Here is a 10,563-nt window from a genome sequence, read left to right as displayed (position 1 = left end):
TCCAAGGGCATCGCCGGCGTGCCGCGCGCCTCGCTCGTCGTCATCATGGCCACCCTGACCTATTTCGGCCTGCCCGAAGCCTGGATCGCCCTGGTGCTCGGCGTCGACCACCTGCTCGACATGGGCCGCTCGGCCACCAACGTCGTTGGCAACTCCGTCGCCGCCGCCGTCGTCGCCAAGTGGGAGGGCGAGCTGGACGAGGTGGATCCGGAACTGGCCAAGGCCGGCGCGTAATCTCTCCTTCCGTAAAACCCCCGCGAAAGCGGGGGCCTAGGCTTTTTCTGAAGCGCGGGGCGCTCGACGGTAAAACGCCTGGGTCCCCGCTTTCGCGGGGATTTTGCGGTTTTAGGTTTCGAGAACGGAAAAGGGCGGGGCCTCGCGGTCCCGCCCTTTCTTTGATATCGCCCTCGAATGGGGCGACCTAAAACGCCCCTTTCGCGCGCAAAAAAGGGGCGGCTTGACCATTGACGGCGAGGCTTCCAGGCCCAATCTTTCGCGCGAGGGACTGTGAGGACAAACGCAATGGTCAAGTTGAAAACCATCGCCCTGGCCGGTCTGGCCGGCGCGCTTCTCGCGGGCCCGGCCCTGGCCACCGAGGGCTCGGCGACCGAAAAGGCCCCGCGCCAGTGCTTCCAGCTGTCGGACTGGCAGGGCTGGACCGCCCCCGACAAGAACACGCTCTACATGAAGGTCCGCAACCGCGACGTCTATCGCGTCGACCTGTCGTGGGGCACCAACCAGCTGACCGCGCCCGGCACCTTCCTGATCTCCAACGTGCGCGGCATCGACACCGTCTGCCGTCCGCTGGACCTGGACCTGCGCGTCGCCGACGGCACCGGCTTCGCCATGCCGATCCGCGCCAAGGCCATCACCAAGCTGACGCCGGAAGAAGTGGCGGCCCTGCCCAAGAAGGACCGTCCGTAAGGACGATCCCGCCGCAAGGCCGGGCACGCGCCAGAACACGCGAAAGGCGCGGATCGAAAGGTCCGCGCCTTTTCCTTTGCCTACTCGCCAAGCGCCCTGGATCGGGTCTTAATCCCTCCCACGTCGGGCGGGCCCACGACGGGCTTAGCGACGATCGAGCGGAGCGAGACATGAGCCTGCTGGACAATCTGATGGGTGCGCTGGGCGGCCAGGGCGACCTGGCCGAGACCGTCAAGAGCCTGGGCGTCACCGGCGGGGTCGGCGGCCTCGTCGACGCCTTCCAGAAGGGAGGCCTCTCCGAGGTCGCCCAGTCGTGGGTGTCCAGCGACCAGAACCTGCCCGTCTCGCCCGAACAGATCCAGGCCGTGCTCGGCTCGGGCGTCGTCGGCCAGTTCGCCGAGAAGCTGGGCGTTGACCCGCAGACCGCGGCGGCCAAGCTGTCGGAGATCCTGCCGGGCCTGGTCGACAAGCTCACACCCGGCGGCAAGCTGCCCGACGAAGGCCTGGGCGGCGCGGTCGGCGACCTCCTGGGCGGCTTCCTGAAGAGCTAGGCCGGCATCAGGGCGCGGGGCGCGCCAGCCGGCGCGCCTCGGCCAGGAACGGCGTAGTGTTATCGGCGAGAAATGCGTGAGTGATCCGCCCCGGATGCTCGTCGCGGTCAGTCGTGAGCAATAGATAGGACGCCTGCCGGCTCATTCGCCGGGCGAACCCGCCCGGGTCGCACCATGAGACCGGAGGGCCGACCCACGCACCATAGAAGGCGAAGCCCTCGCCCTGCGCGATCGGTTCGGGCGGCGGTCCGGCCACCACCTGGATGAAGGCGATCTTCTCGACCCAGTCCTCACGCGGGGCGCCCTTCAAGGCCTCGACGACATGGACCCGCGCCTTGTTCGGCGAGCAGGCCGTGCTCTCCGCCTCGTAGCGGCGCAGCAGCTCCATCGCCTCTGCCCTCTTGGTCTTCCCCCGCACGGCTTCGACCGGCAAGGGCGGCGTCATGTCGATATCGCAAGGCATGAACTCGGGAGCGTCCTCCAGCGGCCCGGCCGCGTCGACAGTAACGAGATAGACGCCATCCGCCTGCGCGAACCACTTGCCGAACCGGCTTGGCCACTCTTGATTGAGCGGAAGCAACGATAATCTTAGGCTCGGCGAGCAGGCGGACGCCTGCGCCAAGGGCTGCAAGGCCAGGATGGCGACGATGGTGGCGGCGAGGATCCTCATGCCCCATCCCACCGCGAACCTGGCCGAACGGCAAGGCTTGTTCGCTACTCCCCGGCCGCCTCCAGCAGCGCCACGACCATGGCGTTGACCGGGGTGGAAATCCCGTGGGCGGCGCCCTTGCGGACGATGACGCCGTTGCGGGCGTCGATCTCCATGGGACGACCGGCCAGGCGGTCGGCGTGCAGCGAGTTGATCCCGTCGGCGGGCCCGGCGCGATAGCCGGCCACCACCTGCTCGGGCTGGTCGTCCGGAAGTTCAGCGCCCTGCGCCCGGCCGACGGCGACGCATTCGGCCACCAGGCTCTTCATGATCGCGGCGATGTCGTCGCGATGGGCGATCCCGGAGGGCTTCAGGGTCAGGGCGTTGACCGCCCCGGCGCAGTTGAGGGCCAGCTTGCTCCAGGCGACGGTCGTGAAGTCGTCTGTGGTCGTCACCTCGATCGGGGTGAGAGCGAAGAGGGCGGCGAAGGCCTCGCCGGCCCCTCCGGCCGGAACCTTGATCCAGCCCATGCGGCGCTGGCGGATCACGCCCGGCGCCGCGCGCTCGGCCGGGATGTCGACCACCGCAGGGGTGATGCGGTCGGCCGGCAGGTAGGGGCTGAAACGCTCGACGTGCTCGACGCCGTTCTGCAGCACGGCCACCCGGGTTTCGGGACCGACCAGGCCCGCCAGCCAGGCGGCCGCGCCGGCGGCGTCATAGGTCTTGGTCGTCACCAGCACCCAGTCGACGGGCGCGGCGGCCGCCGGATCGGTCAGCACGGCCGGGCTCGCCACGAGCGGCCCCTGCGGCGTCTCGACCTCCAGCCGCTCGAAGGCGGTGCGGGCGCAGAGGGTCACGTCATGGGCCTGGGCCAGCCACGCCGCCAGGGTTCCGCCGACCGCGCCAGGACCGATCACCGCGATGCGCATCATGGTTCTCCGCAAACGAAAACGCCGCCCGGATTAGCGGGCGGCGTTCCTGTCGTCACGACGATTTCGGCTAGGCTCAGTGCTCGGCCGGAACGTCCGTGCGCTTTTGCAGCATGGCCTCGAAGCTCGACCACACGCCGTCCGAACCGTGCCATTGGCCCTTGGTCGCGGCCTTGGAGTATTCGGTGGCGCGCGCTTCGAAGAAGTTGGCGTGCTCGACGCCCGACAGCAGGGCCTGCAGCCACGGCAGCGGGTTGTCCTTCACGCCGTAGACTTCCGGCAGGTCCAGCTGGCGCAGGCGCCAGTCGGCGACGAAGCGGATGTATTGCTTGATGTCGTCGGGGACCATGCCCTGCACGTCGCCGGCCTCGAAGGCCAGGTCGATGAACTTGTCTTCCAGGCCCACCACGTGCTTGCAGCAGTCGACGATGTCGTCGGCGACCGACTTGGTCACCGCGCCGGTCTCCTTGTTGAACGCGTGGTACAGCTTGATGATGCCGTCGCAGTGCAGGCTCTCGTCGCGGATCGACCACGAGACGATCTGGCCCATGCCCTTCATCTTGTTGAAGCGCGGGAAGTTCATCAGCATCGCGAACGACGCGAACAGCTGAAGGCCTTCGGTGAAGCCGCCGAACATGGCGAGCGTCCGGCAGATGTCGGCGTTGGTCTCGACGCCGAAGGTCTGCATGTAGTCATGCTTGTCCTTCATGGCCTCATATTCCATGAACGCCGAGAACTCGGTCTCGGGCATGCCGATGGTCTCGAGCAGCAGGGCGTAGGCCGCGATATGGATCGTCTCCATGTTCGCGAACGAGGCCAGCATCATCTTCACCTCGGTCGGTTTGAACACCCGACCGTAGCGCTCCATGTAGTTGTCCTGCACCTCGACGTCGGACTGGGTGAAGAAGCGGAAGATCTGCGTCAGCAGATTGCGCTCCTTGTCGTTCAGCTTGACGGCCCAGTCCTTGAGGTCCTCGCCCAGCGGCACCTCTTCGGGCATCCAGTGGACCTGCTGCTGCTTCTTCCAGAAGTCGTAGGCCCACGGATAGCGGAAAGGCTTGTAACCGCCGGAGGGGATCATGAGGCCGGGCTTGGTGATCAACGAGGCGGACATGGGCGGTCTCCAGAGCGGTCGGACACGAATCGGTCGGGCGGGTAGTCTCTTCGTAGCCTAGGGCGACACGCCCCATCTAGTGGTCAAATTGACTCATGGCACAACATGTTGTGGGCAGAATGGGTAACCAAAGATGAAAACAGCTTACACCATCTATGGCGCGCTTGGCTCCGGCTCGGTGCCCGTCGAAGCGACTTTGACCCTTCTGGGGCAGGCCTACACGGTGGTCGAGGCGCCTACCTGGGAGGGCCGGGAACAGCAGGCCAAGGTCGCCCCCGTCAATCCGATGAAGCAGATCCCGGCGCTTGTCACCCCTCAAGGCGAGACGATCACCGAGAGCGCGGCGATCCTGATCTGGCTGGCCGACAACCATCCCGAAGCGCGCCTGGCGCCGGCGATCGGCGATCCGCGCCGGGGCCAGTTCCTGCGCTGGATGACCTTCATCCCCGCCTCGATCTATTCGCTGTTCTGGGTGCGCGACGAGCCCTCGCGCCTGGCCGGTCCCGACCCCGAGGCGCAGGCCCGCGTCAAGGCCGCCACCGCCGACCGCATCGCCGACTGCTGGGCGATGATGGACGCCCAGGTCGAGCCGCAGGCCTACATCCTGGGCGACGAACTTTCCGTGCTCGACCTCTATGTCGCCGTCGTCAGCCGCTGGGGCTCGCGCCGCGTGCGGTTCTACGAGCGCGCGCCGAAGATGGCCGACGTGGTGCGCCGCGTGGACGCCGACCCGCGCCTGGCCGAGTTCTGGGAAAAGCGCTTCCCGTTCGTGGACGGCTGGGAAAGCAAGGGGGCCAGCGGCTGACCCTTCTCCCCTTGCGGGAGAGGGATCCCTTTACGCCAGCCAGCTTCGCCGCTATCAACCCGCTCGATGCAATTGGCCGCGACCAAAATTATTACCCGCAAAACGACCCGCTATGGCGGGGCGGCGGGCATGCGCGCGATCTAAGCGGCATCCTCAGACCAGCCCCGCACTGCGCGGGGCGGCTCTCTTGATCACGAGACCTCAAGGCTCCCCGCGCTCCACCTCACCAGGAGACGCTACCCATGAGCCGCAAGTTTTCCCGTTCCAACCCGCCCGCCATCGGCGTCGTCGGCGCCACCGGCCTGGTCGGCGGCATGATGCTGAAGCTGCTGGCCGAGCGGGACTTTCCGCTAAGCGCCCTGCGGGTCTTCGCCTCGGCCCGCTCGGCCGGCCAGGCCCTGCCGTGGAAGGACGGTTCGGTGACGGTGGAAGACGCCGCCACCGCCGACTTCGCGGGCCTCGACATCGTGTTCTTCTCGGCCGGCGGCGGCACGTCGCGCGAACTGGCCCCCAAGGCCGCGGCGGCCGGCGCCATCGTCATCGACAACTCGTCGGCCTGGCGCAGCGACCCGGAAGTTCCGCTGGTGGTGGCCGAGGTCAACCCCGAGGCCCTGGACGACAATCCCAAGGGCATCGTCGCCAATCCCAACTGCACCACCATGGCCGCCATGCCGGTGCTCAAGCCCCTGCACGACCACGCCGGCCTCAAGCGCCTGACCGTCAGCACCTACCAGGCCGCCTCGGGCGGCGGGGTCGAGGGCATCCAGGTCCTGTCCGAGCAACTGCGCGCCGGCGCGGCGGGCGATCTGGACGGCCTGGCCATGAGCCCCGACGCCGCCCCGCTGCCCGAGCCCAGGAAGTGGGCCGTGCCGCTGGCCTACAACGTCGTGCCGCTGAACTACGTGCTGGGCGAGGACGGCTACACCGAGGAAGAGCTGAAGCTGCGCGACGAAAGCCGCAAGATCCTGGGCCTGCCGAACCTGCCGGTCAGCGGCACCTGCGTGCGGGTGCCGGTGTTCAGCGGCCACGCCCTGTCGATCAACGCCGAGTTCGACCGCCCGATCTCGGTGGAAGAGGCCCTGGCCCTGCTGGCCAAGGCGCCGGGCGTGGTGATCGACGACGTGCCCAACCCTCTGGCCGCCACCGGCCAGGACCCGGTGTTCGTCGGCCGCGTGCGCCCCGACCCGACGGTCGAGCACGGCCTGGCCCTCTTCGTGGTCGGCGACAACCTGCGCAAGGGCGCGGCCCTGAACGCCGTGCAGGTGGCCGAGGTGCTGGTCGGGGGCTGAAACGAAAACCTCGTCCTTCGACAAGCTCAGGATGAGGTTCTCGACTGACCCGGCGTTCGAATTGGTCCTCACCCTGAGCTTGTCGAAGGGCGAGGACCAAGCGCTGCGACAGCATGCCACGCAGCCCAAGCGTCAGCGTTCACACCCTCTTCATCGCGCCCGCGCGAAGGCTGGCGGCGAGATGAAGATATCCCAGCCCTACTCGACCGAAGCCAGCGCCGGGTCAGCCGTCGCCTATCCCGGCGGCGCGAGCGGCGCGGCGGCGGCGCTGAACGACACCGCCGGCGCGGTCGGGCTGGACCAGAAGCTTTCCGCCTATCACGCCCTGTCCAGCCGCTGGGCCGGGGCTGGCCACGCCGAGCGCGCCAGCCTCGCGCCGGCGCTGAACGACTCCCCGTTCGCCAAGACCGTGCAGTCGGCGCTGAACACCTTCACCAAGGCCGCCTGGGCGGGATCGGACGCCGCCCCGCCCGCGCCGCAGGCCCAGGCGCTGAAGGCCTTCGACGGTCTTTCGGAGACCGACCAGACCATCGTCGCCTCGCTGCAGGTGGGCGTTCCCGGCGCGCGGGGACCGGCCACCGTCGGCGACTACCGCACCCGCCTGCAATCGGACCTCGACACCGCCCAGCCGGCAACGTCCGCGCCACGCGACACCGTCACCCTGTCGCCCGAGGCCCAGGCGCGCCTGGCCGGCGCCGTCGCGCCGGAAACGCCCGCCGCTCCAGCGGTCGAAGCCACGCCCCAGATGGCCGCCGCCCTCAGCGCCTACGGCAAGGCGGCGTGGTAGGGCCAAAGTCCCCTCTCTCTAAGAGAGAGGGAAGCCAAACTGCGCCAGCGCCGCCGGCTCGCTGCGCCCCACCGTCATCGCCCCCGCCAGCCAGTCGATGAACACCCGCACCCGGGCCGGCAGGCGACCGCCGTGGCCGACATAGACGGCGTGGATCTGCTCGATGTCGGCGGGGTTGAAGGTTTCCAGCACCGGGACCAGGCGGCCGGCGGCGATGTCGGAGCCGACATGGATCACCGACAGCCGGGCGATCCCCTGGCCGGCCAGGGCCAGGGTGCGAGCGCTCTCGCCATCGCCGACCTCGGTGCGACCGTGGACGGGGCGAAAGACGCCCTCGCCGTCGATCAGGAACGGCCAGGAGTCGCAGTGGCGGGCGAAGTTGAAAGTGACCAGCTCATGGCGCGGCAGGTCGTCGGGATGGTCCGGCGCCCCGGCCCGCGCCAGGTAGGCGGGTGAAGCGACCAGCACCATGCGGCTCTGGGCGATCCTGCGGGCCATCAGCTGCGAAGCCCGCATCGGCCCCACCCGGATGGCCACGTCGGCCCGCTCGTCCATCAGGTCGATGACCTGGTCGGTGACCGTGATGTCGAGCTGGATGTCGGGGTGCTCGGCCAGGAACCTGGGCGCCAGCGGCAGCAGGTAGTGCTGGCCGAACGGCACGCTGGAATTGACCCGCACCCGGCCGCGCGGGGCGGCGCTGGCGGCCACGGCGCGCTCGGCCTCGTCTAGATCGGCCAGCACCCGCAGCGAGCGCTCGTGAAAGGTCTGGCCCTCGGCGGTCAGGATCAGCTTGCGGGTCGAGCGGTTGACCAGCCGCGCGCCCAGCCGCGCCTCCAGCCGGGCCACAAGCTTGCTGACCGCCGAAGGGGTCATCCGAAGCGAGCGCGCCGCGGCCGAGAAGCCGCCCAGCTCGACCACGCGGACGAAGACCTCCATCTCGGCCGTGCGATTGATTTCCTGCCGCGCCATCGTGCCTTCGGATCACAAGTGATAGTCTTTCCGGCAATCTAATTCATCGAACGCCCCGACGCTATCTGACGGCTCGAACAATCATCGGAGCCGGCAGCCATGCCCCTCGCCCTCTACGCCCTGACCGTCGGCGCCTTCGGGATCGGCGTCACGGAATTCGTCATCATGGGCCTGCTGATGCAGGTCTCCGCCGATCTCGGCGTCTCGATCCCCACGGCCGGCTGGCTGATGACCGGCTACGCGCTGGGCGTCTTCGTCGGCGCGCCGATTCTCACCCTGGCCACGCGCCGCCTGCCGCCCAAGACCACCCTGCTGGCCCTGATGGCCATCTTCACCCTGGGCAACCTGGTCGCGGCCCTCGCCCCCAACTTCGGCGTGCTGATGGGCGCGCGGATCATCACCGCCCTGGCCCACGGCACCTTCTTCGGCGTCGGCTCGCTGGTCGCCGTCTCCCTGGTTCCGCCCGAGCGCAAGGCCTCGGCGATCGCCATCATGTTCACCGGCCTGACCCTGGCCACCCTGCTGGGCGTGCCGTTCGGCGCGTGGCTGGGCCTGGCCTTCGGCTGGCGCTCGACCTTCTGGGCGGTGACCGTCATCGGCGCCGTGGCCCTGGTGGTGCTGGCCCTGCTGGTGCCCAAGGGCGAGAAGGCCGCGCAGCCCGCCGCCCTCAAGGAGGAGTTCGCGGTCCTCGCCCGTCCGCAGGTGCAACTGGGCCTGGCCATGACCGTGCTCGGTTTCGGCGGGGTGTTCGCCGTCTTCACCTACATCCAGCCGATCCTGACCGAACTGGCCGGCTTCTCGAAGGCCGCCGTCTCGCCGATCCTGCTGGTGTTCGGCGCGGGCCTGGTGGCCGGCAACCTGCTGGGCGGCCGCTGGGCCGACAAGCGGCTGAACACGGCCCTGGCCGGCAGCATCGCCCTCCTGACCGTGGTCATGCTGGCCGCCGGCTGGGCGTTCCACGACAAGGTCGGCGCGGTGCTGGCCGCCTTCTTCCTCGGCGCGGCCGCCTTCGCCACCGTCGCCCCCCTTCAGATGCGCGTGCTGAGCCAGGCCGGCGGCGCGGGCCAGGGCCTGGCCTCCAGCCTCAACATCGCCGCCTTCAACCTCGGCAACGCCATCGGCGCGGCCCTGGGCGGCGCGGTCATCGCCCACGGCCTTGGCCTGTCGGCCATCGCCCCGATCGCGGCCCTGGTGCCCCTGGGCGCGCTGGTCCTGGCGGGGGTGAGCCTGGGCCTCGAGCGCAAGACCCGGCTGGCGACGGCCTGACCAACACCGGAAGGGGGCGCCGCGGCTCCCCCTTCCGGACGATCCAAAGCGGCAAGATGCCCGGGCTCGGCCCGGCCCATCCTTGCGAAACGACCAGCCTCCTGAAGGAGAGACGCCATGGAATACCGCAGCCTCGGCCGGTCCGGCCTGAAGGTCCCCGCCTTGAGCTTCGGCGCCGGCACGTTCGGCGGCCAGGGCCCGCTGTTCAGCGCCTGGGGCGACACCCGGGTCGAGGAGGCCCGGCGGCTGATCGACATCTGCCTGGAGGCCGGCGTCACCCTGTTCGACACCGCCGACGTCTATTCGAACGGCGCGTCGGAGGAGATCCTCGGCGAGGCCCTCGCCGGCCGCCGCGACGAGGCGCTGATCTCCACCAAACTGGGCCTGCCGATGGGCGATGGCCCGCTCGACGCCGGCGCCTCGCGCCTGCGGCTGGTGCGCGGGGTCGAGGCGGCGCTGAAACGGCTGAAGACCGACCGCATCGACCTGCTGCAACTGCACGCCTTCGACGGAACGACGCCGGTGGAGGAGACCCTGGCCGCCCTCGACGACCTCGTCCGCGCCGGCAAGGTGCTCTATGTCGGGGCCTCCAACTTCGCCGGCTGGGAACTGATGAAGTCTTTGGCCGTCGCCGACCGCCACGGCTGGCCGCGCTATGTGGCCCACCAGGCCTACTACTCGCTGGCCGGCCGCGACTACGAGTGGGAGCTGATGCCGCTGGCCGCCGACCAGGACGTCGGGGCCATGGTCTGGAGCCCGCTGGGCTGGGGCCGCCTGACCGGCAAGATCCGCCGCGGCCAGCCTCTGCCCGAGACCAGCCGCCTGCACCAGACCGCAGACGCCGGCCCGCCGGTCGATGACGAGCGCCTCTATCGCATCGTCGACGCGCTGGACGCGATCGCCGCCGAGACCGGCAAGACGGTGCCGCAGATCGCCATCAACTGGCTGCTGGCCCGCCCCACCGTCTCCAGCGTGATCATCGGCGCCCGCACCGAGGAACAGCTGCGCCAGAACCTCGGCGCCGTGGGCTGGAGCCTGACCCCCGAGCAGGTGGCGGCCCTCGACGCGGCCAGCGCCGTGACCCCGGCCTATCCCTACTACCCCTACTGGCGCGAAGGCGGCTTCAGGCAGGTGAACCCGCCGCTGGTGTGAGGGGAAAAACACCGCGCCATGTTTGGCTCGTCATCCCGGAAAGCCTGAAGGGCTTATCCGGGACCCTGGGGCCGGCGCACTGCGGTCGCCCCTGGGTCCCGGCCCTCCGCTTCGCTGCGGCCAGGATG

General features: G+C 69.4%; 12 protein-coding genes. 8 read left to right on the top strand and 4 right to left on the bottom strand.

From position 1 onward, the window contains the following. The 3 genes from V6S85_RS24815 to V6S85_RS24805 form a co-directional block, all read left to right on the top strand. On the top strand, nt 1-234 hold a 234-nt coding region (locus V6S85_RS24815; protein ID WP_334350607.1), incomplete at its 5' end, for a cation:dicarboxylate symporter family transporter. Nucleotides 235-522: 288 nt separating this feature from the next. Next, nucleotides 523-924 carry a DUF6491 family protein gene (locus V6S85_RS24810; RefSeq protein ID WP_116569171.1) on the top strand — a complete coding sequence of 134 codons (402 nt, stop codon included), beginning with the start codon at nt 523-525 and terminating at the stop codon, nt 922-924. A gap of 170 nt (nt 925-1,094) precedes the next feature. Continuing rightward, nucleotides 1,095-1,475: a YidB family protein gene (locus tag V6S85_RS24805; protein ID WP_334350606.1), complete on the top strand. Its 381-nt coding sequence runs from the start codon at nt 1,095-1,097 to the stop codon at nt 1,473-1,475. Between the two features lie 7 nt (nt 1,476-1,482). Here the strand turns inward: V6S85_RS24805 and V6S85_RS24800 are convergent, their stop codons facing one another. The 3 genes from V6S85_RS24800 to V6S85_RS24790 form a co-directional block, all read right to left on the bottom strand. Next, on the bottom strand, nt 1,483-2,145 hold the full coding sequence (locus tag V6S85_RS24800) for a hypothetical protein (RefSeq protein ID WP_334350605.1): 663 nt from the start codon (nt 2,143-2,145) through the stop codon (nt 1,483-1,485). 44 nt (nt 2,146-2,189) lie between these two features. Next, nucleotides 2,190-3,056, bottom strand: a complete 867-nt coding sequence (locus tag V6S85_RS24795; protein WP_334350604.1) for a 2-dehydropantoate 2-reductase — start codon at nt 3,054-3,056, stop codon at nt 2,190-2,192. A 73-nt stretch (nt 3,057-3,129) separates the two neighbouring features. Beyond that, on the bottom strand, nt 3,130-4,167 hold the full coding sequence (locus V6S85_RS24790; RefSeq protein ID WP_101715996.1) for a ribonucleotide-diphosphate reductase subunit beta: 1,038 nt from the start codon (nt 4,165-4,167) through the stop codon (nt 3,130-3,132). Between the two features lie 133 nt (nt 4,168-4,300). Between V6S85_RS24790 and V6S85_RS24785 the strand changes: the two genes are divergently transcribed. From V6S85_RS24785 to V6S85_RS24775, 3 genes are all read left to right on the top strand, one after another. Beyond that, a complete protein-coding gene (locus V6S85_RS24785; protein ID WP_334350603.1) occupies nt 4,301-4,972 on the top strand; it encodes a glutathione S-transferase family protein in 672 nt (223 codons plus the stop codon). Between the two features lie 242 nt (nt 4,973-5,214). After that, nucleotides 5,215-6,261 (top strand): aspartate-semialdehyde dehydrogenase, encoded by a 1,047-nt coding sequence (locus V6S85_RS24780; RefSeq protein WP_334350602.1) that lies wholly within the window; start codon nt 5,215-5,217, stop codon nt 6,259-6,261. Between the two features lie 181 nt (nt 6,262-6,442). Then, entirely contained in the window at nt 6,443-7,048 is a 606-nt protein-coding gene (locus tag V6S85_RS24775; RefSeq protein ID WP_334350601.1) for a hypothetical protein, read from the top strand. An 18-nt stretch (nt 7,049-7,066) separates the two neighbouring features. Here the strand turns inward: V6S85_RS24775 and V6S85_RS24770 are convergent, their stop codons facing one another. Continuing rightward, the gene (locus tag V6S85_RS24770; RefSeq protein WP_334350600.1) at nt 7,067-8,017 is read right to left on the bottom strand and encodes a LysR family transcriptional regulator; all 951 of its coding nucleotides are present in this window, start codon (nt 8,015-8,017) and stop codon (nt 7,067-7,069) included. Between the two features lie 99 nt (nt 8,018-8,116). On the opposite strand from V6S85_RS24770, the gene V6S85_RS24765 reads away from it, so the two are divergent. Then, a complete protein-coding gene (locus tag V6S85_RS24765; RefSeq protein ID WP_334350599.1) occupies nt 8,117-9,283 on the top strand; it encodes an MFS transporter in 1,167 nt (388 codons plus the stop codon). Nucleotides 9,284-9,400: 117 nt separating this feature from the next. After that, nucleotides 9,401-10,435 (top strand): aldo/keto reductase, encoded by a 1,035-nt coding sequence (locus V6S85_RS24760; RefSeq protein ID WP_334350598.1) that lies wholly within the window; start codon nt 9,401-9,403, stop codon nt 10,433-10,435. Nucleotides 10,436-10,563: the final 128 nt, after the last annotated feature.

Origin of the sequence: Caulobacter sp. CCNWLW153 (assembly GCF_036889365.1) — a bacterium.
Taxonomy (GTDB): Bacteria; Pseudomonadota; Alphaproteobacteria; order Caulobacterales; family Caulobacteraceae; genus Caulobacter; species Caulobacter radicis.
This window is presented reverse-complemented; position numbering and strand designations above follow the sequence as displayed.

Bases quoted from the DNA above. Each gene is read 5' to 3' on its own strand.
- V6S85_RS24810 (WP_116569171.1), top strand. From the start codon at position 523: ATGGTCAAGTTGAAAACCATCGCCCTGGCCGGTCTGGCCGGCGCGCTT.
- V6S85_RS24805 (WP_334350606.1), top strand. From the start codon at position 1,095: ATGAGCCTGCTGGACAATCTGATGGGTGCGCTGGGCGGCCAGGGCGAC.
- V6S85_RS24800 (WP_334350605.1), bottom strand. From the start codon at position 2,145: ATGAGGATCCTCGCCGCCACCATCGTCGCCATCCTGGCCTTGCAGCCC.
- V6S85_RS24795 (WP_334350604.1), bottom strand. From the start codon at position 3,056: ATGATGCGCATCGCGGTGATCGGTCCTGGCGCGGTCGGCGGAACCCTG.
- V6S85_RS24790 (WP_101715996.1), bottom strand. From the start codon at position 4,167: ATGTCCGCCTCGTTGATCACCAAGCCCGGCCTCATGATCCCCTCCGGC.
- V6S85_RS24785 (WP_334350603.1), top strand. From the start codon at position 4,301: ATGAAAACAGCTTACACCATCTATGGCGCGCTTGGCTCCGGCTCGGTG.
- V6S85_RS24780 (WP_334350602.1), top strand. From the start codon at position 5,215: ATGAGCCGCAAGTTTTCCCGTTCCAACCCGCCCGCCATCGGCGTCGTC.
- V6S85_RS24775 (WP_334350601.1), top strand. From the start codon at position 6,443: ATGAAGATATCCCAGCCCTACTCGACCGAAGCCAGCGCCGGGTCAGCC.
- V6S85_RS24770 (WP_334350600.1), bottom strand. From the start codon at position 8,017: ATGGCGCGGCAGGAAATCAATCGCACGGCCGAGATGGAGGTCTTCGTC.
- V6S85_RS24765 (WP_334350599.1), top strand. From the start codon at position 8,117: ATGCCCCTCGCCCTCTACGCCCTGACCGTCGGCGCCTTCGGGATCGGC.
- V6S85_RS24760 (WP_334350598.1), top strand. From the start codon at position 9,401: ATGGAATACCGCAGCCTCGGCCGGTCCGGCCTGAAGGTCCCCGCCTTG.